Consider the following 20,158-nt stretch of genomic DNA (forward strand, 5'->3'; position numbering starts at 1 on the left):
AGTAATCAAGAACCCCCGAAGCATCGATCGACGCTAGGAGGGGTCGTGGACACTGGAGATCGTCTGCTGACGCCGGGCGAGGTGGCTGCGCTGTTCCGCGTCGACCCGAAGACGGTCACTCGCTGGGCGGCCGCCGGCCGGATCGGAAGCATCAGAACACCGGGCGGTCACCGCCGCTTCCGCGAGTCGGAGGTCCGGCAGCTGCTCGAGGGTGAAGGTGCCCTGGAGGAGCTGAACAGGGACCTACCGCCCGAGGGTAACGGCAACGGAGGTGGGCACGGCGGGTACAACCCGCCGTCGCTCAATTAGCGTTCAGCTCACCCGTCCAACGGCGGAAGAGTGTGTGGGGCACGCCCAGCGCGTCCAGCACCTTTCCCGCCACGAAGTCGACGAGCTGTTGTGCAGAGGCTCCCGCGCCAGCCCCGTAGAAACCGGGGCTGGCCGGGAGCACCACCGCGCCCGCATCGTGCAGCGTGATCAGGTGTTCCAGGTGTGACCTGGTCACCGGCGTCTCGCGCGGCACCACGACCACTCGGCGTCGCTCCTTGAGCGACACCTCGGCCGCGCGCTGAAGCAGGTCCTTGGACAGGCCGATGGCGATGCCGGCACAGGCCGCGGTCGACGCGGGGACGACCACCAGACCACGCACCGGGTACGAGCCGCTGCTCGGACCCGCGGCGAGGTCACCGGCCGGCCAGTATCGGACGTCGCCGGGCGGTGTGCCCAGCCAGGCGGCCAGGTCGTCCTGCCAGTGGCCGTCGCGGAACGACATCCCGGTCTCGTCCAGGATGGTCAGCCGGGCGGCGCGGGACACGATCAGGTCGACGGACTCGCCGGCCTCGAACAGTGCCCGGAGCACCGCCGCCGCATAGGGCGTCCCGGATGCGCCCGAGACGCCCACCACCCACGGCGTCCGTCCTTCAGCCACGAAGGCCCTGCAGGATCACCAGGTCCAGCAGCGCGAACGCGAAGAGCGCGACCGCGATCAGCCCGTTCGCCGTGAAGAACGCGCGGTTCACGCGGGACAGGTCGTCCGGGCGCACGATGCGGTGCTCGTAGATCAGCACACCGGCGATCCCGGCCAGGCCGATCCACCAGAACCAGCCGTAGCCGGTCAGGTAGCCGAACCACGCATAGAGCGCGACCGTCAGCACGTGCGTGACGGACGAGATCAGCAGCGCGCCCGCGACGCCGTGCTTGACCGGGACCGAGCCGACGCCGATCTCCCGGTCGATCTCCACGTCCTGGCAGGCGTAGATGCAGTCGAAGCCGCCGATCCAGGTGCCGACCGCGAGGCCGAGCACCACCGCCTCCCAGGACCACTCGCCGGTCACGCCGATCCAGGCGCCGGCCGGGGCCACGGCCTGCGCCGCGCCCAGGAAGACCTGGGGATAGTTGGTGAACCGCTTGGCGTACGAGTAGATCACCAGCGCGAAGAGCGCGAGTGGCGACAAAAGCAGACACAGCAGGTTAAGTAGCCCTGCTGAGACAAAGAAGATCACCAGCGAGACGATCAGGCCGGCCCAGGCGACGCGCATCGAGATCGCGCCGGTGACCAGCTCGCGGTTGGCGGTGCGCGGGTTCTGCGCGTCGATCCGGACGTCGATGATCCGGTTCGCCGCCATCGCCACCGTGCGGGCGGACACCATCGCGACCGTGATCAGCGCGAGCGTGCCCCACTGGACGTTCGGTCCCTGGGACCGCATGGCGGTCAACGCGGCCAGGTAGGCGAACGGCAGCGCGAAGATCGAGTGCTCGATCATCACCAGCCGGAGGAACCCCTTGACCGGGTTGGGCCGTGCGGCGGTGTCGGTCACAGCCCGTACTCCTTCCAGCGCTTGTCGACCTTCTGCACGATCTCCGGGGACATGACCATGCTCTCCGGCCACCCCCGGGTGTAACCCTCGGTAGGCAGCTTGCGGGTCGCGTCGACGCCGGCCTTGCCACCCCAGAACTGCTGGTACGACGAGTGATCCAGATGATCGACCGGACCCTCGGTGAGCAGCAGGTCCCGCGAGTAGTCGACGTTGCCGAACGCGCGGAACGCCACCTCGGAGTAGTCGTGCACGTCGCAGTCCTCGTCCACGATGATGATCAGCTTGGTCAGCGACATCATGTGCGCGCCCCAGATCGCGTTCATCACCTTCTGCGCGTGCTTGGGGTAGCGCTTCCGGATCGAGACGATCGCCGCGTTGTGGAACACGCCCTCGGCCGGCAGGTCGTAGTCGACGATGTCCGGGATCATGAAGCGCAGCAGCGGCGCGAAGATCCGCTCGGTGGCCTTGCCCAGGCCGTGGTCCTCCTGCGGCGGCTGCGACGTGACGATCGAGTGGTAGATCGGGTCACGCTGCATGGTCATCGCCTCGATGTGCAGCACCGGGAACGGCTCGACCGGCGTGTAGAACCCGGTGTGGTCGCCGAACGGGCCCTCCGGCGCGCGCTCGCCCGGCTCCAGGTAGCCCTCCAGCACGATCTGCGCGTTCGCCGGGACCTGGAGCGGCACGGTCAGGCAGTCGACCATCTCGACGCGCTCGTTGCGCAGGAAGCCCGCGAACAGGTACTCGTCGATGTCGGCCGGCAGCGGCGCGGACGCGGAGTAGCAGACGGCCGGGTCCGCGCCGATCGCGATCGCCACCGGCAGCCGCCGGCCGAGCTGCTCCGCGACCGCGTGGTGGGCCGTGGAGTTCTTGTGGATCTGCCAGTGCATGCCCAGCGTGTTGTGCGAGTGCTGCTGCAGCCGGTAGAGGCCCAGGTTGCGCTTGCCGCTCTCCGGGTGCTTCGTGTGGGTGAGGCCGAAGTTGTGGAAGATCCCGCCGTCACCGGGCCACACCTGCAGGCCGGGCAGCATGTTCAGGTCGACCTTGTCACCCTTGAAGACCAGCTCCTGGCAGGGCGCGGTCTTCAGCTTCTTCGGCGGCATCGACTTGAGCTGCAGCACCTTGCCGATGCCGTCCCGGATGCCGGACCAGCCGACCGGCAGCTCCGGCTTGAGCATGTTGCCGATCCGTTCACCGATCTCGTCGAGCGTTTCCACACCCAACGCCATCGCGGTACGTTCCGGCGTGCCGAACAGGTTGATCGCGATCGGCATGTCGCCCCGGGTCGGTCGCTGGAAGAGCAGCGCCGGGCCGTGCGCCCGTACCGTGCGGGTGACGATCTCGCTGATCTCCAGCGTGGGGTCGACCGGCGCGCTGATCCGGCGGAGATCGCCGGACTTCTCCAGCGCGGCGAGGAAGTCCTTCAGGTCCGTGTACGCCGCCATGACCACCAGTCTGGACCACTCGGCCACGCCGGTCGCGCGGGCGGTCCCATAACCGGACTCGCGCCACATAATCACCGTGCGTATCTCCTCGATTACGCCGGGAGTTGTCCTCGGTGAGGGAACGGGGAGCGGTATGCGGGGACTCGCGGCTTTGGCCATGCTGGCGGCGCTGACGCCGGTACACGATCGGCTTCCGGTGCACGATCGGCTTCCGGTGCCCAGTCCGGCGAGCGGCCGGATGTCCGGATATCACCACCTGGGCGCGACCACGATCGGCGAGTGGTCCGGCGCGTCCGCCCGCTTCACGATCAGCGACCCGGACGTCCGCGCCGGGACCCACGACTTCGTCGCCGCCCGCCTGCTCGCCAAACGCGAGACGCCGGACGGCGTCGCCTGGCTGGAGGCGGGCTGGGCCGAGACCGGCTGGGGCGGCGGCCGCCAGCGCCTCTACACCTACGACAGCGCATCCGCGACGTGGCGCTTCCACGACGCGATCCGCCTCTCGCCCGGCGACGAGGTCTGGATCGACCTGCGCGTCACGCCCTCCGGATCGTGGCAGGCCTGGGCCTGGTGGGACAGCGCCTGGCACCTGCTGACGGAGACCGGCGTCCCGATCGGCCCCACCGGCCGCATGGAGCAGTACGTCGAGATCTACCACGACAACAGCGCCACCCCGATGCACGTCCCGCACGCCGAGGTCGACTACGCCCGCGTCCGCAGCGGCGAGGCAGACTTCCCCTGGACCCCCGACACCGCCCCCAGCACCACCGGCGAGGGCGACGCCGGCTACTGCGTCGAATGGCAGGCCCGCTACACCTTCTGGTCCGCCGGCACCTGCTGACCCGGGCCGAGCCCCAAACCCACGATCACGACCTTCCCGCTTCCAGACTGGAAGCGGGAAGATCTGGACCCGGCTTTGTCTCCGGGCACGGCGGAAGGACGCGGGCCGGACCATCGCGCGTGCGGGCCCGGGGTCTGGGGGCGCCCCAGGTCGGCTCAGACGTCGGCGTAGGAGTGGAGGCCGCCGAAGAAGAGGTTGACGCCGAAGAGGTTCATCAGCATGGTCAGGAAGCCGATGATGGCGATCCAGGTGGCGACGTTGCGCTTGACGCTGGGGGTGGCGCGGGCGTGCAGGTAGCCGGCGTAGACGATCCAGGAGATGAAGGCCCAGACCTCCTTCGGGTCCCAGCCCCAGTAGCGGCCCCACGAGGCCTCGGCCCAGATCGGGCCTGCGATGAGCGCGCCGAACGTCCAGATCGGGAACGCGAACGCGTGCAGGCGGAACGTCAGGCGTTCGAGGGCTGCGGCGGCGGGCACGTTCTTGGCCAGCGTGTACGGGAAGGAGCGCTTGCCCTTCTCGTAGCCGGCGCGCATCAGGTAGAGGACGGCGGGCACGGCACCGAGCAGGAAGATGCCGGAGGACGTGGAGACCGCGGCGATGTGGACGATGAACCAGGCCGAGTCGAGCGCGGGGACCAGCGGGCCGACCGGCGTGTAGGCGACCATGCCGGCGACGCCGAGCAGCAGCACCTGGAAGAGCGCGACGAACAGGCCGAGGTGGCGCAGGTTCGGCCACCGGACGAGCACGACGAGCCAGGCGGCGATGCCGATGAACGTGGCCGAGAGGATGAACTCGTACATGTTGCCCCACGGCACGCGCTCGGCCGCGATGCCGCGGGTGATGAGCGTGCCGATGTGGGCGGCGGCGGCGAGCCCGGTGAGCGCGACGGCGGCGCGGCCGATCAGGACGGAGCGCCAGGGGTTGGGCGCCTCGGCAACCGGATCGGACGATTTCTCGACCAGCGCCGGGCCGCCGGACATGACCAGCTCGCGCTCGGGGCGGAGCGCGGCGCGGCCGATGTGGCTCTTGGTGCCGAACGCGTACTCCGCGGCGTGGCAGATCATCGCGACCAGGTAGGCCAGGACGGTGACCACCAGCAGCTGATCGGAGAGCTCAGCCATTACTCGGTCCCTTCAGCGGTGCCGCCGCCCGGCCTGGTCGCGGCGACCAGCTGCGCGAACTCGTCGGCGAAGCCCGGATAGTCGGTGCGCGGCAGCCCACCGGCCTCCATGAAACTACTACTTGTTGTCGTGGACGATTCTCGCAGGTCGGCAGCGGTGATGCGGAAGAAGACGCGCCGCCGTCGGCCGTTGAGCGAGAGCGTGAGTCCGATGAGGCCGAGCACGCTGCTGAACAGCACGAACAGCTGGCCGGGATCGCTGCGGATGGCGATCGTGGCGTAGTCGCGGGTGCCGACGAACGTGACCGTGCTGCCGTCGTCGAGCGTCCAGGACTCGCCGGGCTTGAGCAGCTTCGCCTCGCCGACCTGGGTCAGCTTGCCCTTGTCGATCTGCGCCTGGTTGATCGAGTAGACCGAGTTGGGGACGCCGGCGTCCTCGCCGAGGTTGCCACGGTAGGCGATCAGCGTCAGGCCGGGGTTGTTCTCGGCCGGGAAGACCGACTGCACGACCATGCCGTTCTCCGGCATGGTCGGCACGTAGATGCCCTGGAAGCCGATCTGCTGGTCGTCCTGGCGCTGTCCGGTCGCGGGGTCCACGTTGGCGTCCGGGAACTTCGCGACGCCGTCGCTGGTCAGCATGCTGTCTGTGGAGAGGAACGGGGTGACGCGTTCCTGGGAGACGCCGTATCTATCGGTGTAACGGATGATCGGCGCGTAGCCGTGACCGAGCAGGTGGACGCTCGCGCCGTGCAGCCGCAGCGGCGAGTTGACCGCGAACCGGCGCCCGGCGGTGACGGCGCCGTTCTCCTCCACCGTGACCGTGGCCTCGAAGGACGACGGCATGCCGGTGTCCAGGAACTCTGCCTGGAAGTCGGTGAGCTCCAGGCAGAAGCCGGGCAGGTCGGCCTCGTCGACGCGGGCACCGAGGCCGCTCTCGTCGAACTGCGGGACGCTGTTGCAGAACGCGGTGTCCTCGCCGGCGACCAGGATGCGGTTGCCGTGCCAGCCGTACCAGCTGCCGAACGCGACGCCGGCCAGCACGGACAGCAGCGCGACGTGGAAGAGCAGGTTGCCGGTCTCCTTGAGGTGACCCTTCTCCGCGCTGACCGTCCACGAGCCGTTGTCCTGCTCACGGGCGGTGACACGCCATCGGCCCTTGCGGAGCATCGTGCGGATCCGCGCGGCGGCCTCGGCGGGCGTGCCGTCGGTCTCCTCCGCGGGTGCGGACGCGGGCAGCCGGTCCAGGCGGCGTGGCGCCTCCGGCGGTGTCATCCGCACGGCCTGCCAGTGCTCGCGCAGGCGCGGGATGATGCAGCCGATCAGCGACGCGAACAGCAGCACGTAGATGGCGGAGAACCAGAACGACGCGTACGCGTCGAAGACGCCGAGCTTGTTCAGCGTCGGGGCCAGGTCCGGGTGCTCCTGGTAGTAGTCGGAGACCTGCTGGGCGCTCACGTTCCGCTGCGGGAAGACGGAGCCGGGGATCGACGCGATCGCCAGCAGGAAGAGCAGCGTCAGCGCGGTACGCATGCTGGTCAGCTGCCGCCACGAGTTCCGCAGCAGCGCCCATGGTCTTGTCACAGCAGCACGTCTCCGACGCCCACGTTGGTCAGCAGCCAGATGAGGAAGTGGTTCCACGCGCCGGTGACCAGCGCGAGACCGACCAGGACCAGCAGGCTGCCGCCGATCCGGGTCACCCAGCGGCTGTTGCGCCGCACGGCCTTGAACAGACCGAGCAGGTGCCGGAAACCCAGACCGAAGATCAGGAAGGGTACGCCGAGCCCGAGGCCGTACGAGACGCCGAGCACGGCGGCACGGCCGGACTCGCCGCTGGCCAGCGCCAGCGCCATCACGGCACCGAGCGTCGGGCCGATGCACGGCGTCCAGGACAGCGCGAAGACGGCTCCGAAGATCGGTGCGCCGATCAGGCCGGCGTCCGGCAGCTTGTTGATCCGGAACTCGCGCTGCATGCCGGGGATCAGGCCCATGAACGCCAGGCCGAGCACGATGATCAGCACGCCGGCGCCGATCTCCAGTGCGCGCTGGTGCTCGCGCATGACGGTCCCGGCCTGGGCGACCAGCACGGCGCTGAGCGTGAACACCGTGGTGAAGCCGCCGATGAACAACAGCGTGCCGAGGACGACGCGTCCCCGTACCCTCGCGGCGGTCTTGATCTTTGTCTGGGTCGCCGTCGTGCCGCTGCCGGGGGTTTCGAGGTCCGCGCCGGTCAGGCCCGTGATGAACGACAGGTAGCCCGGGACCAGCGGGAGCACGCACGGGGAGAGGAAACTGACCAGGCCGGCCAGCGCGGAGGCCAGCACCGCGAGCGCGAGCGGGCCGCTGGAGGCGGTGTTCGCGAACGTCTCACCCATTCTCCGCGGCCACCTTCTGCACCAGCGGCGTCAGCTCGCTGGCCAGCACGGACCTGCGGATGACCAGCGCGATCCGGCCCTCCCGGTCCAGGACGACGGTGGACGGCGTGGCGCCCGGCGGGATGTCGAAGTCCAGACCGAGCCGGTTCGCCGGGTCGAAGAGGCTGGGGTACGTGACCCGGCCCTTCTCGAACTGGATCGCGGCATCCCGGTCGTCGCGGTTGTTGATGCCCAGGAAGTCGACGCCGGTCGACTTGGTGGCCTGGTAGGTCTGCTCCAGCTCCTTGGCCTCGGCGCGGCACGGCGAGCACCAGGAACCCCAGAAGTTGACCACGACGATCTTGCCACGGGCCGAGGTCAGGTCGTACGCCGTGCCGTCCAGCAGCTCACCGGCGACCACGGGCGCGTCCGGGCGCTCGCCGGCCGCGCACGCGATCACGCCGTTGTCGCCGGTGGCACAGGAGTCCGCCCAGTCGCCGCGGCCGGCGAGCAGGGTGCCCGCCACCGCGCCGGCGACCAGGAGAGCGACGCCCGCCGCAACGGCCTTGGCGCGGGTGAGCGGCATCAGGCGCCCTTGGCGGTCCGGGCCGTGGGCGACATCGCGATCAGGTGCGCGGCGGGCTCGGAGTACATCACACCGACGATCTTGGCGCCCTCGAAGTGGAACGAGGTGAGGCTGGCCAGGCCGCACTGGCGCTTGCGCGGGTCGTGCCAGAGCCGCTTACGCTCCACGTGGTTGCGCAGCGTCCAGATCGGCAGCTGGTGCGAGACGCAGAGCGCCTCGTGGCCCTCGGCCTCGACCCGGGCCGCCTCCAGCGCGGCGTACATCCGCTTCGCGATAACCGTGTACGCCTCGCCCCAGGACGGCGTCACCGGGTCGCGCATCACCCACCAGTTGCGCGGGTCACGCAGCGAGCCGTCGCCGACCGAGACGCGCTTGCCCTCGAACCAGTTCGCGCTCTCGATCAGCCGGTCGTCGACCGCGATCGGCAGTCCGAACTGGCCGGCGATCGGCTCGGCCGTCTGCTGCGCACGCTCCAGCGGACTGGCCACGACGTGCGTGATGTCCCGCTCCGCGACGGCCTGCGCGGCCGCCTTCGCCATCTGGACGCCCAGCTCGGACAGGTGGTAGCCGGGAAGCCGGCCGTACAGGATCTTTGCCGGGTTGTGCACCTCTCCGTGCCGCAGCACGTGCACGACGGTCTTGCTGCTCGTCACGCCTTACCCCCTCCGGCTCGCCGCGGCGGCCCGTGCCGCCCGCGGGAGCGCCGCAGCGATGATCTCCAGTGCCTCGTCGTCGATCGCGCCCGAGACGAACCACGACTCGAACGCGCTGGGCGGCAGGTACACGCCGAGCGCGAGCATCTCGTGGAAGAACGCCTTGAACGCGTCGCCGTCCTGCGTCTTCGCGGACGCGTAGTCGGTGACCTCCGCGTCGGTGAAGAAGATCGAGAACATGCTGCCGGCCGTGGAGAGCCGGTGCGGCACGCCCGCGTCCGACAGCGCCTCGGTGGCCAGGCCACCGATGGTGGCCGCGGTCGCGTCCAGCTTCTCGTAGAGCTTGTCGTCCGCGAGGCGCAGCGTGGTCAGGCCGGCCGCGCACGCGAGCGGGTTTCCGGAGAGCGTGCCGGCCTGGTAGACCGGGCCGGCCGGGGCGAGCTTCGCCATCACGTCGGCGCGACCGCCGAACGCGGCAGCGGGCAGGCCACCGCCCATCACCTTGCCGTAGGTGAACAGGTCGGCGTCGACCGGGTCGAGGCCGGTCCAGCCGTTGCGGGACAACCGGAAGCCGGTCATCACCTCGTCGACGATCAGCAGCGCGCCGTTCTTGCGGGCGATCTCCGCGAGTTTTCGGTTGAAGCCGCTCTTCGGCGCGATCACGCCCATGTTGCCCGGCGCCGCCTCCGTGATGATGGCCGCGATATCCGGATTTTTCGTGAAAGCTGCCTCGACGGCTTCAATGTCGTTGTAGGGGACCACGATCGTCTCGGCGGCGGACGCCCCGGTCACGCCGGGCGAGTCGGGCAGCGCGAGCGTGGCGACGCCGGAGCCGGCCGCGGCCAGCAACGCGTCGACGTGGCCGTGGTAGCAGCCCGCGAACTTGACGATCTTCGAGCGGCCGGTGAAGCCGCGGGCCAGCCGGATCGCGGACATCGTGGCCTCGGTGCCGGAGTTGACCAGGCGAATGGCGCCCACGCCGGTGCGCGCGACCATCTCCTCGGCCAGCTCGACCTCACCCGGCGTCGGCGTGCCGAAGCTGGTGCCCTTCGCGGCCGCGGCCTGCACCGCGGCGACCACCTCGGGGTGCGCGTGACCGAGCAGCAGCGGCCCCCAGGAGCAGACCAGGTCGACGTAACGCCGGCCGTCCGCGTCCCACATCCACGGGCCCTCGCCGCGGACCATGAAGCGCGGCGTGCCGCCGACCGCCCGGAACGCGCGCACGGGGGAGTTGACCCCGCCCGGCACGATGGCCTTGGCACGGTCGAACAGGGCCTGGGAGGCCGGAGCCTCGGCCGTCTCGGCAATGTGTGAGTCGCTCACGGTTCGCCCATTCTGTCAGCGCCCGGCGCAACCCGGGCAACCACCCCTGACCAGGAGTTGTCCGTGTCACCGGGCATCGTCGACACCCCGGACGGGTTTCTCAACAGGCTAGCGAGCGCAGATCGCGATAGTCTGACCGCGTGGAGCGTCCTGAGCTGTCCATCGCGGTACAGCGGACCCCCGGCGAGGTCGTGCTCAAGCTCGCCGGGGAGATCGACATGCTCACGGTCGGTCGACTATCGAGCATAGTAAATGAGATGGTCACGGACCCGCCACCGCGCATCATCCTGGACATGGGCGGCATCACGTTCTGCGACTCCCAGGGCCTGGGCACGCTGGTCGTGCTGTCCCGGAAGGCCTCGTTCGCCCAGAGCGTGCTGATCCTGACGAACGTCGGCGACTTCCTCCTCCGCGTCCTCGACATCACCGGCCTGCGCTCCGCCCTGATGATCCAAGCCTGATCGATTAAGTTCACCCGTCCGCGGGACGGTGCGATCACGCTCCAACTTATAGCATCTGCGCTATGGCTTGGGGTAGCATCGAGCAGGAACCAGAGGTCAGCGAATGGCTGGAGAAGCTGTCCACGGAACACTTCGCCAAGGCGACCTTCTACATAGAGCTGCTTGCGGAGAGAGGACCGCTGCTGGATGAGCCGTACACCAAGCAGCTGGACCGGAAGCTGCGGGAGTTACGGTTTCACCTTGATCGAGATGCGATCCGAATTACATATTGGATCGCGACCGGACGGCGCATCATCCTGCTGACCGTCTTCCACAAGACCCGTTTCCGCGAGGAACGGGAAGTCGAGCGCGCACGCAGGGCGCTCACCCGCTGCGTGGACGAGAACCACACCGTCGATGAGGGGGAACTCGGATGAACGAGCACACCAAGTGGAGCGAGATCCGCGACCGGCGGATGGCGGAGCCAGGGGCGGCCGAGGCGTACGAAGCCACTCGCCTGGCCTATGAGCTGGGCAAGTCGGTACGCGACCTGCGGCAGGCGCGCGGCTGGAGTCAGAGTCAGCTGGCCAGGGAATCGGGAATGACGCAGTCGGCGGTCGCACGGTTCGAAGCGGGCGGCACCGTGCCGACGATCCCGATCCTGGAACGCCTCGCGCGGGCTCTCGGTGTCGACCTCACCATCGGGTTCAGGCCGCGACCCGAGGCCGCGGCCTGAACTCCCTAGCTGCCCCAGCGGGCCTTTTCGAGGATGCGGACGGCGCGGGTGACGGCCTCGGGGTCGGAGGTGGCGTCGCGGAGGACGGAGAGGGACTCGTCGACGGCCTCGGTCATGGCGGACCACTGGGACTCGCGCTCGCGGACCGTTTCGGCCTGCATCTGGAGCTGGCGGTTCTTGGACCAGAGGTCGACGAAGACGGAGACCTTGGCGCGCAGCACCCACGGGTCCAGCGGCTTGGTCAGGTAGTCGACCGCACCGACCGAGTAGCCGCGGACGGCCAGGTGGGAGTCGCGGTCGGCGGCGGTGAGGAAGATGATCGGGACGTGGCGGGTACGCTCGCGCCGCTTGATGTGTGCGGCCGTCTCGAAACCGTCCATGTCGGGCATCTGCGCGTCCAGCAGGATCACCGCGAAGTCGTCCATCATGAGCTGTTTCAGTGCGGCCTCGCCGCTCTCCACGGCCACCGGATGCACCGCGATGCCCTGCAGGATCGCCTCCAGGGCCAGCAGGTTCTCCCGGCGGTCGTCCACCAGTAGCGCTCTCGCCACGTCCGTCATCAGTTGATCTCCCGACCGGTGCCGTTGACCCAGGCTGCCATGAGTGAGATCAGCTCGTCCAGGTCGACCGGCTTCGTGATGTAGTCGCTGGCCCCGGCCGCGATCGCGGACTCGCGGTCGCCGGGCATGGCCTTGGCCGTGAGGAACACGACCGGCAGCTCGGCGAAGCGGTGATTGCGGCGGATGCTGCGGGTGGTCTCGTACCCGTCCTGGTCCGGCATCATCGCGTCCATCAGGACGATGTCGACCTCCGGGTGTTCGGCCAGCAGCCGGACGCCGTCAGCGCCGTTGTCCGAGTACAGCACGGTCATGCCGTGCAGCTCCAGCGCGCTGGTCAGCGCGAACACGTTGCGCACGTCGTCGTCGATGATGAGCACGGTGGCGCCGTCGAGCTGGCGGCTGCCGGGCTGGTTGCCGCGTTCCTCCTCGATCGGCATGGTGAGCATCGGCATGGGCGTCAGTACCGGGCCGGCCGGGAGCGTCTGGACCGGCTGCTGCGGCGGCGGCGCGGGGACGACCGAGTCCGGGACCAGCACGTCCGGCACGTAGAGCGTGAACGTGGAGCCGTGGCCGGGCGCGGACGAGACCGTGATCAGGCCGCCGAGCAAATTGGCGAAGCCGCGGCTGATCGACAGGCCGAGGCCGGTGCCGCCGAACTTGCGGCTGGTCGTGCCGTCCGCCTGCTGGAACGCCTCGAAGATCAGCGACAGTTTGTCGTCGGAGATGCCGATGCCGGTGTCCGTCACGGAGAACGCGATCACCCGGTCCGCCGCCACCAGCGTCGGCACCTCGAACCGCAGCTCGGCCGGGGCGTATCCGATGTCCAGGTTGACGGCGCCCGCCTCGGTGAACTTCACCGCGTTCGAGATCAGGTTGCGGAGGATCTGCTGGAGCCGCTGCGCGTCCGTGATGATCGACATGGGCAGGTCGTCGGCGAGCGCGACCGAGAAGTCCAGCCCCTTCTCCTCGGCCTGCGGCTTGAACGCCTGCTCGACGTAGCCGCACACCTCGTCCAGCGCCAGCGCGGTGGCCTCCACGTCCATCCGGCCGGCTTCGATCTTGGAGACGTCCAGGATGTCGTCGATCAGGGACAGCAGATCCGAGCCCGCGCTGTGGATGGTCCGGGCGAATTCGATCTGCTTCGCGGTCAGGTTCTCCTCCGAGTTGTCCGCGAGCAGACGAGCCAGGAGCAGGAGCGAGTTCAACGGGGTACGCAGTTCGTGGCTCATGTTCGCCAGGAACTCCGACTTGTAGGCGGACGCCCGGGACAGCTGCTGCGCCTTCTCCTCGAGCCCGATCCGCGCCATCTCGATCTCGCGGTTCTTCGTCTCGATGTTGCCCTTCTGCTCGGACAGCAGCTTGGCCTTGTCCTCCAGCTCCGCGTTCGTACGCTGCAGCTCCGCGGACTGTTCCTGCATCTCGTGCGCGAGCCGCTGCGACTGGGCCAGCAGCTGCTCGGTACGCCGGTTCGCCTGGATCGTGTTGAGCGCGACGCCGATCGTGCCGACCAGGCGCTTCAGGAACGACAGGTGCAGCTCGGAGAACGGGCTCACCGCCGCGAACTCGATCACGCCGAGCAGCTCGCCCTCGAAGATCACCGGCGTGATGACCAGGTCCGCGGGCGGCGTCTGCGCGATGCCGGACCGGATGACCAGCCGCTGGTCCGCGGCCGCGCCGACCCGGATCATCTCGCGGGAGATCGCGGCCTGGCCGACCAGCCCCTCACCGGGTGCGAACGTGACCTCGTTGTCCCGGGCCACGTAGCCGTAGGAGGCGATGAGCCGCAGCCGGGTGGCTGCGTCGTTGTGGTTCGAGTCGCCGTGGTCGATCATGAAGAACGCGCCGACGTGGCCCTCCACCAGCGGCGTCACCTCGTGCATGATCATGCGGCAGACCTCGCTGATGTCCCGCTGGCCCTGGAGCAGGCCGCCGATGCGCGCGAGGTTCGAGTCGAGCCAGCCCTGCTCCGCGTTCTTCTTCGTGGTGTCGCGGAGCGTCATCACCATCTGGTTGATGTTGTCCTTCAGCTCCGCGATCTCGCCCATCGCCTCGACCGCGATCCGTTGCGACAGGTCGCCGCGGGTCACGGCCGTGGACACCTGCGCGATCGCGCGGAGCTGGGTGGTGAGCGCGGAGGCGAGCTGGTTGACGTTCTCCGTGAGGTCGCGCCAGGTGCCGGCCACGCCGCGCACCCGGGCCTGACCGCCGAGCTTGCCCTCGATGCCGACCTCCCGGCCGACGCGGGTGATCTCCTCAGCGAAGGACGAGAGCTGGTCGACCATGGTGTTGACGGTGGACTTCAGCTCCAGGATCTCGCCCTGCGCGTCGACGGTGATCTTCTGCGACAGATCGCCGCGGGCGACGGCCGTGGTGACGGAGGCGATGTTCCGTACCTGTGAGGTGAGGTTGGAGGCCATCGAGTTCACGTTGTCGGTCAGGTCGCGCCAGGTGCCGGAAACGCCCTTGACCTGCGCCTGACCGCCGAGCTTGCCCTCCGTGCCCACCTCGCGGGCCACCCGCGTGACCTCGTCCGCGAAGGACGACAGCTGGTCGACCATGGTGTTCACGGTGGACTTCAGCTCCAGGATCTCGCCCTGCGCGTCGACCGTGATCTTCTGCGACAGGTCGCCCCGGGCCACCGCGGTCGAGACCTGAGAGATGTTGCGGACCTGGGACGTCAGGTTGGAGGCCATGAAGTTCACGTTGTCGGTCAGGTCGCGCCAGGTGCCGGCCACGCCACGGACCTGGGCCTGACCGCCGAGCTTGCCCTCCGTGCCCACCTCACGGGCCACTCGCGTGACCTCGTCGGCGAAGCTGCTCAGCTGGTCCACCATCGTGTTGACCGTGGACTTCAGCTCCAGGATCTCGCCGCGGGCGTCGACCGTGATCTTCTGTCCGAGGTCGCCCTTGGCCACGGCCGTGGTGACGGACGCGATGTTGCGGACCTGGGCGGTGAGGTTGGAGGCCATCGAGTTCACGTTGTCGGTCAGGTCGCGCCAGGTGCCACTCACGCCCTTGACCTGGGCCTGACCGCCGAGCTTGCCCTCGGTGCCCACCTCACGGGCCACCCGCGTGACCTCGTCGGCAAACGACGAGAGCTGGTCGACCATCGTGTTGACGGTGTTCTTCAGCTCCAGGATCTCGCCGCGCGCATCAACGGTGATTTTCTGCGACAAGTCGCCTTTCGCGACAGCGGTGGAGACCTGGGAGATGTTGCGGACCTGGGAGGTCAGGTTGCCGGCCAGCTGGTTCACGTTCTCCGTGAGGTCGCGCCAGGTGCCGGCCAGGCCGCGGACCTGCGCCTGACCGCCGAGCTTGCCCTCGATGCCCACCTCGCGGGCCACCCGCGTGACCTCGTCGGCAAAGCTTGAGAGTTGATCCACCATCGTGTTGACCGTGTCCTTCAGCTCCAGGATCTCACCCTGGGCCTGCACGGTGATCTTCTGGGACAGGTCGCCGTTCGCCACCGCGGTCGAGACCTGGGCGATGTTGCGGACCTGCGCGGTCAGGTTGGAGGCCATCGAGTTCACCGAGTCGGTGAGGTCCTTCCAGGTGCCGGCCACGTTCGGCACCTCGGCCTGGCCGCCGAGCTTCCCCTCCGTACCCACTTCCCTGGCGACCCTGGTGACCTGCTCGGCGAAGAGCCGGAGCGTGTCCGTCACACCGTTCATGGTGGAGGCCAGGTCCGCGACCTCGCCCTTGGCGGAGACGGTGATCTTCTGCGACAGGTCGCCGCGCGCCATCGCGCCGGCCACGTCCGAGATCGACCGCACCTGGTGCGTCAGGTTCGACGCCATGGTGTTCACCGAGTCGGTGAGGTCCTTCCAGGTGCCGGAGACGCCGCGCACGTCCGCCTGGCCGCCCAGCTTGCCCTCGGTGCCGACCTCGCGGGCCACGCGCGTGACCTCGTCCGCGAACGACGACAGCTGGTCGACCATCGTGTTCACCGTGCGGCCGATGCGGAGGAACTCGCCGCGCAGCGGGCGGCCGTCCATCTCCAGCGCCATGTGCTGCGACAGGTCGCCCTCGGCCACGGCCACGATCACGCGGGCGATCTCCGTGGTCGGGCGGCCCAGGTCGTCGATCAGCGAGTTGATCGCACGCGCCCACTTGGCCCAGTCGCCCTCGTACGCCTCGTCGTCCAGGCGTTCCGCGAGCTGACCGTCCCGGCCCACGATTCGGCTGATCCGGCGAACGTCCAGGTTCTGCCGCTCCTGGAGCGAGACCACGTCGTTGAACGCGTCGGCGACCTCCCCGGACAGCCCGCTGCGCCGGGGCAGGCGGACCTTCAGATCACCCATCCGTACGTCGCGGAGCGCATCCGCCAGCTCGGCCAGGAACGCGGTCTCCTCGGACGGGTGCGTGAGAGTGCTCACAGGTTCGGCCGCGACTGCGGCAGCGCGGGTCTGTTTCGCCGTAGTCATGGAATGGTCCTCGCAAGCTCGCGGATTAGGGATGTTCCGGGCGTCTTACCACGCCGAGCGCGCGGTCGACCATGTCATCATTGCGCCTTTCACCCATCAGGTGCGAGCGTCCGGCTTGGAGAGGGCCACCCTTTCAGTGGAGGATGCAAGCGTGTCAGCCGAGGCCAGTGGCGGGCCGGACCAGGTCCGCCAGGAGCACGTGCGGCGGGTAAGGCTGCCCGCGGACCGGCGGACACCGGCCGCGGCCAGGGCCGTCGTGCGCGCGGTTCTCGGCGAGGGCGGCCTGGACGAGCTGCTCAACGAGGCCCTGCTGCTGACCACGGAGCTCTCCACGAACGCGGTCGTGCACGCGCGGACCGAGCTGGAGATAGAGGTCGTTGCGGACGGTCACGGCCTCACCGTCACGGTCACCGACTTCGCGGCCGGGAAGCTGGAGACGCTGACCGCGCGTCCGCGTACCGAGGAAACTGATATTTCGGAAGTGTCCGAGCGCGGGCGCGGTCTGCTGCTCGTCGACCACTTCTCCAGCCGCTGGGGCACCACCCACCTGCGGCACGGCAAGGGCGTCTGGTTCCGCCTCGACCGCAAGGGGTTCGCCGAGGAGCGGCTTCCGGAGATCGGGCCGCCGGAGACCGGCGCCGCACCGAGCGCGAAGGCGCTCACCACGCTGCTGCAGTCCGCACCGGATCCGTACGGCGAGGATGCGCTCGGCGACTTCGCCACCGACCTGCTCGCGCGCGTCTGCGAGCTGGTCGGCGCGGCCGGCGGCGTCGTCCGCCTCGACCGTGGCGACGGCGGTGGCCAGCAGCAGCTCGCCCGCTACGGCCGTGCGCCGCGACCCGACTCGCCCACCGTGCGCGTGCCGCTCGCCGTGCACCGGCCGTACAAAGGCGAGCTCGAACTGGACGCGGCCCCGTCCGGCTACGCCGCGCCGCTCGCCACGCTCGTCGCCGAGCGCCTCTCGCTGCACCTGGAAAACGATCGGCTCCGCCGCGCCGACCTGCGCCGGCAGACCTGGCTCACGTTCCTCGCCGAGGCCAGCGAGCTGCTCGCCCAGTCGCTGGACGTCGAGCTGACCATGGCGCTGATCCCGCAGCTGGTCGTGCCGCGCCTCGGCCAGTGGTGCGCGGTCCACACCACGGACGAGTGGGGCCGCCTCGAACTGGCCACCGCGATCCACGCGGACGAGTCCGCGCTCCCGCAGCTGCACGCCGCGCTCAAGGAGAGCGGGCCGGACTCCGCGCTCGCCCGGCTGCGCGAGGTGTCGCGCACCGGCAGCCAGGCCCCGCTCGGCGCGCCCACGGACGGCATCGCGCTCCCGCTCATCGCGCGCGGCCAGGCGCTCGGCACGCTCGCGATCGGCCGCCACACGCGCCAGCGCCACGACCCGGACGAGGTCGCGGTGCTGGAGGACGTGGCCCGCCGCGCCGGCCTCGCCATCGACAACGCGCGCATCCACGACGAACGGCGACGCGTCGCCCGCACGCTCCAGCAGTCGCTGCTGCCACCGGTGCTGCCGGTCGTGCCCGGCATCGGGCTGGCCGCGGAGTACGTGCCGACCGGCTCCGACACCGAGGTCGGCGGCGACTTCTACGACGTCACGCCGCTGCCGGACGGCCGCTGGCTGGTCGTGGTCGGCGACGTGTCCGGCAAGGGCGTCCAGGCCGCGGCCGTCACCGGCCTGGTCCGCGACGTCATCCGCGTGCTGGCCCGCGACGGCAAGCCGCTGCCGGAGGTGCTGGCGCGGCTCAACGACACGCTGGTGGAGCGCGGCGGCGGGCGCTACTGCACGCTCGCGCTCGCCGCGGTCGGCAAGAACGGCGACGGCAAGCTCGACACCACGCTCTACCTGGCCGGACACGACCGTCCGGTCCTCATCGGCGCGGACGGGCGGGCCACGTTCGTCGGCACCGGCGGCACCGCGCTCGGCCTGATCGACGCGATCGCCTCCCCCGCCACCGACCTGCGGATCGCCCCCGGCGACGCGCTGGTCTTCTACACGGACGGCGTCACGGAACGCCGCCGCGGCCGCGAGCTCTTCGGCCCGGAACGGCTGCGCGCGGCCGCGGGACCGCTGGCCGGCTACAGCGCGGACGTGGTCGCGGCCCGCCTGAAGACGACCGCGATCGGCTTCTCGATAGACCCGCCCCGCGACGACATCGCGATCCTCGTGCTGCGCAACGAGCCCTGAAATCCAGATCAAGATCTGGATTTTCCCACTTCCGCCGTGGTCCGGCCCGTTCGCTCCCGCGGGCCGGCGGTTCCGTGGGTGGCTGAGCCCAACCCCAGCCCGGGGCTGCTCCCGTGTGCCGGCCTTCAATCGCCCGCGTCGGCCGTGGCTCTGCGGCTGAACGCTATTTCATGAAATTTCGGGCGCGGAATGCCCGGTGGCCGCCTGTAACCGGATCCGACACGCGGAGCGCCCGATGGTCGCCTGCAACCGGATCCGGCGCGCGGAGCGCCCGACGGTCGCCTGCACACGGATCCGGCGCCGGAAGACTGCTAGGTCTTCGGCTCCGCGCACGCAGCCGAACCGGGCTTTCGGCCGGCCACCCTCACGGGCCGCAGGGGTTGACGACCGCGCGGACCGGGGCCGGGGCGGTGAGCACGATGCAGGAGCCGTCGCGGGCCAGGAGGATGCCGCGGAGCGCGTCGAGGACGGCCGAGACGCGGGCGGGGGTCAGCGTGGCCGGCAGCGCGGCGTGGATGACGCCGACGCCGGCCCGGCCGCGGACCGGCACCGGGGCGCCGACCGCGTCGCGCAACGCATACACCGCCGCGTGCAGATCCGCCGGCGGCACGTCGATGCGCAGACCGACCTCGCCGGTGTCGAACGGCGTGCGCCCCCACCAGTGCGGCGGCGCACCCGAGGCCGCGGCATCGCCGCCGAGCAGCTCGACCAGGACCGCGGACCGCAGCCCGACCGGTGCCGGATCGCCTTCCAGCAGGATGGAGAGCGTGCCCGCGGTGTCCCGCGTGCCGCGCTGACGGGGAACCCCGGCCGGTCGACCGGCGGGCAGGTCGATCTCGACCGCGTCCGGGTGCGCGGACGAGGCGCGGATGCCGAGCACCAGGTCGCGGGCCTCCAGCGGGCTGGTGACGGTGCGGGAGACCCAGAGCCTGGCGCCGGGCCGGGGCAGCACCCGCAGCGTGGCAGCGGTGATGATGCCCGGCAGCGGGTCGGCGCAGCCGGCGAGGCGGGCCGGACGGCGCGGGTAACCACCGAGCAGTCCGGCGTGACCGAACGCGCCGGGGAAACCGCCGGCGTCGCCGAACGCACGCAGCGCATCGCCGGTGAGCTCCAGGAACTCGCCGTCGAGCGTGACGCAGCGGATGCTGATCACCTGCTCGCGCGGGGAGCCCCAGCGGTGCCGGAGCGGGCCGGTCTCGTCGGCGGCGAGGACGCCGCCGATCGTCGGGCCCTCGGACGGCGGGTCGACCGCGATGCGGCGCTCGACGCCGGCCAGCACGGTCTGGACCGCGCGCAGCGGGGTGCCGGCGCCGACCTCGACCAGCAGGCCGGGGTCCGCGTGGCGACGGACGCCGGCCAGCCGGCCGATGTCCAGGACAAGATCCAGGCCGGCCGGGGGTACGCCCCAGTCGATCTTCGAACCGGCGCCGCGCGCGACGACGGAGAGCCCGTCCCGCGCGGCCTGGCTCAGCACGTGGCCGGCGGCCTCCGCGTGCGGCGGGGCCGCGACCCAGCGCGGCTCCGTGCCCGCGACCGCGTCGGCCGGGCCGCCGGCGCGGGCGAACTGCGGGCCGCAGATCTCCATCAGGCGACGCAGCACGGCGTCACCGGTGCTCGCTCCCATGATCTTCCCCCACCCGTCGGCAACCGCGGCTTATCGTACACATGTTC

General features: G+C 70.2%; 18 protein-coding genes. 6 read left to right on the forward strand and 12 right to left on the reverse strand.

Annotated elements, in window-relative coordinates; all coding sequences use genetic code 11:
* Positions 1-45: 45 nt before the first annotated feature.
* The gene (locus OP04_RS56690; protein WP_332309666.1) at positions 46-309 is read left to right on the forward strand and encodes a BldC family transcriptional regulator; all 264 of its coding nucleotides are present in this window, start codon (positions 46-48) and stop codon (positions 307-309) included.
* Here OP04_RS56690 and OP04_RS10150 read toward each other — a convergent pair.
* Genes OP04_RS10150 through OP04_RS10160 form a run of 3 tightly spaced genes read right to left on the reverse strand, consistent with a single transcriptional unit; the run spans position 302 to position 3,262 of the window.
* Entirely contained in the window at positions 302-928 is a 627-nt protein-coding gene (locus OP04_RS10150) for a UbiX family flavin prenyltransferase (RefSeq protein WP_033339275.1), read from the reverse strand. The two genes, OP04_RS56690 and OP04_RS10150, sit on opposite strands and share 8 nt — an antisense overlap.
* The gene (gene mqnP / locus OP04_RS10155; RefSeq protein ID WP_033339276.1) at positions 921-1,817 is read right to left on the reverse strand and encodes a menaquinone biosynthesis prenyltransferase MqnP; all 897 of its coding nucleotides are present in this window, start codon (positions 1,815-1,817) and stop codon (positions 921-923) included. Before mqnP ends, OP04_RS10150 begins: the two co-directional genes overlap by 8 nt.
* On the reverse strand, positions 1,814-3,262 hold the full coding sequence (locus OP04_RS10160; protein WP_033339436.1) for a menaquinone biosynthesis decarboxylase: 1,449 nt from the start codon (positions 3,260-3,262) through the stop codon (positions 1,814-1,816). The genes mqnP and OP04_RS10160 overlap by 4 nt, the downstream gene beginning before the upstream one ends.
* Before the next feature lie 214 nt (positions 3,263-3,476).
* On the opposite strand from OP04_RS10160, the gene OP04_RS10165 reads away from it, so the two are divergent.
* Positions 3,477-4,103, forward strand: coding sequence for a hypothetical protein (locus OP04_RS10165; RefSeq protein WP_033339437.1), 627 nt, complete (start codon positions 3,477-3,479; stop codon positions 4,101-4,103).
* A 155-nt stretch (positions 4,104-4,258) separates the two neighbouring features.
* Here the strand turns inward: OP04_RS10165 and ccsB are convergent, their stop codons facing one another.
* The 6 genes from ccsB to hemL are packed head-to-tail and all read right to left on the reverse strand — an operon-like array spanning position 4,259 to position 10,136.
* The gene (gene ccsB, locus OP04_RS10170; protein ID WP_033339277.1) at positions 4,259-5,224 is read right to left on the reverse strand and encodes a c-type cytochrome biogenesis protein CcsB; all 966 of its coding nucleotides are present in this window, start codon (positions 5,222-5,224) and stop codon (positions 4,259-4,261) included.
* The gene (resB, locus tag OP04_RS10175) at positions 5,224-6,753 is read right to left on the reverse strand and encodes a cytochrome c biogenesis protein ResB (protein WP_051797394.1); all 1,530 of its coding nucleotides are present in this window, start codon (positions 6,751-6,753) and stop codon (positions 5,224-5,226) included. The genes ccsB and resB overlap by 1 nt, the downstream gene beginning before the upstream one ends.
* Positions 6,754-6,800: 47 nt before the next feature.
* The gene (locus tag OP04_RS10180) at positions 6,801-7,595 is read right to left on the reverse strand and encodes a cytochrome c biogenesis CcdA family protein (protein ID WP_033339278.1); all 795 of its coding nucleotides are present in this window, start codon (positions 7,593-7,595) and stop codon (positions 6,801-6,803) included.
* Entirely contained in the window at positions 7,588-8,160 is a 573-nt protein-coding gene (locus OP04_RS10185; RefSeq protein WP_051797397.1) for a TlpA family protein disulfide reductase, read from the reverse strand. Before OP04_RS10185 ends, OP04_RS10180 begins: the two co-directional genes overlap by 8 nt.
* Positions 8,160-8,813 (reverse strand): histidine phosphatase family protein, encoded by a 654-nt coding sequence (locus OP04_RS10190; RefSeq protein ID WP_033339279.1) that lies wholly within the window; start codon positions 8,811-8,813, stop codon positions 8,160-8,162. The genes OP04_RS10185 and OP04_RS10190 overlap by 1 nt, the downstream gene beginning before the upstream one ends.
* A gap of 3 nt (positions 8,814-8,816) precedes the next feature.
* Positions 8,817-10,136 (reverse strand): glutamate-1-semialdehyde 2,1-aminomutase, encoded by a 1,320-nt coding sequence (gene hemL / locus OP04_RS10195; RefSeq protein WP_033339280.1) that lies wholly within the window; start codon positions 10,134-10,136, stop codon positions 8,817-8,819.
* Positions 10,137-10,276: 140 nt separating this feature from the next.
* Here hemL and OP04_RS10200 point away from each other — a divergent pair, with 140 nt between their 5' ends.
* The 3 genes from OP04_RS10200 (at position 10,277) to OP04_RS10210 (ending at position 11,312) form a co-directional block, all read left to right on the forward strand.
* Positions 10,277-10,597, forward strand: a complete 321-nt coding sequence (locus tag OP04_RS10200; RefSeq protein ID WP_033339281.1) for an STAS domain-containing protein — start codon at positions 10,277-10,279, stop codon at positions 10,595-10,597.
* Positions 10,598-10,659: 62 nt separating this feature from the next.
* Entirely contained in the window at positions 10,660-11,013 is a 354-nt protein-coding gene (locus tag OP04_RS10205; protein ID WP_033339282.1) for a type II toxin-antitoxin system RelE/ParE family toxin, read from the forward strand.
* Complete coding sequence (locus OP04_RS10210; protein ID WP_033339283.1) at positions 11,010-11,312, forward strand: helix-turn-helix domain-containing protein; 303 nt, start codon at positions 11,010-11,012, stop codon at positions 11,310-11,312. The genes OP04_RS10205 and OP04_RS10210 overlap by 4 nt, the downstream gene beginning before the upstream one ends.
* Before the next feature lie 5 nt (positions 11,313-11,317).
* Here OP04_RS10210 and OP04_RS10215 read toward each other — a convergent pair whose 3' ends face one another.
* Both OP04_RS10215 and OP04_RS10220 read right to left on the reverse strand, forming a co-directional pair.
* Positions 11,318-11,872, reverse strand: a complete 555-nt coding sequence (locus tag OP04_RS10215) for a response regulator (protein WP_033339284.1) — start codon at positions 11,870-11,872, stop codon at positions 11,318-11,320.
* Positions 11,872-16,296, reverse strand: a complete 4,425-nt coding sequence (locus tag OP04_RS10220; RefSeq protein WP_033339285.1) for a HAMP domain-containing protein — start codon at positions 16,294-16,296, stop codon at positions 11,872-11,874. Before OP04_RS10220 ends, OP04_RS10215 begins: the two co-directional genes overlap by 1 nt.
* 151 nt (positions 16,297-16,447) lie before the next feature.
* On the opposite strand from OP04_RS10220, the gene OP04_RS10225 reads away from it, so the two are divergent.
* Complete coding sequence (locus OP04_RS10225; RefSeq protein WP_033339286.1) at positions 16,448-18,487, forward strand: SpoIIE family protein phosphatase; 2,040 nt, start codon at positions 16,448-16,450, stop codon at positions 18,485-18,487.
* Between the two features lie 364 nt (positions 18,488-18,851).
* Here OP04_RS10225 and OP04_RS10230 read toward each other — a convergent pair whose 3' ends face one another.
* The gene (locus tag OP04_RS10230) at positions 18,852-20,111 is read right to left on the reverse strand and encodes an FAD-binding oxidoreductase (protein ID WP_033339287.1); all 1,260 of its coding nucleotides are present in this window, start codon (positions 20,109-20,111) and stop codon (positions 18,852-18,854) included.
* Positions 20,112-20,158: the final 47 nt, after the last annotated feature.

It is taken from the genome of Catenuloplanes japonicus (genome assembly GCF_000717135.1).
GTDB classification, from domain to species: domain Bacteria; phylum Actinomycetota; class Actinomycetes; order Mycobacteriales; family Micromonosporaceae; genus Catenuloplanes; species Catenuloplanes japonicus.

What these genes read in the sequence shown, in the direction of transcription:
- OP04_RS10160 (WP_033339436.1), bottom strand. Translation starts at nt 3,262, where the DNA reads ATGGCGGCGTACACGGACCTGAAGGACTTCCTCGCCGCGCTGGAGAAG.
- OP04_RS10210 (WP_033339283.1), top strand. Translation starts at nt 11,010, where the DNA reads ATGAACGAGCACACCAAGTGGAGCGAGATCCGCGACCGGCGGATGGCG.
- OP04_RS10215 (WP_033339284.1), bottom strand. Translation starts at nt 11,872, where the DNA reads ATGACGGACGTGGCGAGAGCGCTACTGGTGGACGACCGCCGGGAGAAC.
- ccsB (WP_033339277.1), bottom strand. Translation starts at nt 5,224, where the DNA reads ATGGCTGAGCTCTCCGATCAGCTGCTGGTGGTCACCGTCCTGGCCTAC.
- resB (WP_051797394.1), bottom strand. Translation starts at nt 6,753, where the DNA reads ATGCGTACCGCGCTGACGCTGCTCTTCCTGCTGGCGATCGCGTCGATC.
- OP04_RS10220 (WP_033339285.1), bottom strand. Translation starts at nt 16,296, where the DNA reads ATGACTACGGCGAAACAGACCCGCGCTGCCGCAGTCGCGGCCGAACCT.
- OP04_RS10230 (WP_033339287.1), bottom strand. Translation starts at nt 20,111, where the DNA reads ATGGGAGCGAGCACCGGTGACGCCGTGCTGCGTCGCCTGATGGAGATC.
- OP04_RS10185 (WP_051797397.1), bottom strand. Translation starts at nt 8,160, where the DNA reads ATGCCGCTCACCCGCGCCAAGGCCGTTGCGGCGGGCGTCGCTCTCCTG.
- OP04_RS10180 (WP_033339278.1), bottom strand. Translation starts at nt 7,595, where the DNA reads ATGGGTGAGACGTTCGCGAACACCGCCTCCAGCGGCCCGCTCGCGCTC.
- OP04_RS10205 (WP_033339282.1), top strand. Translation starts at nt 10,660, where the DNA reads ATGGCTTGGGGTAGCATCGAGCAGGAACCAGAGGTCAGCGAATGGCTG.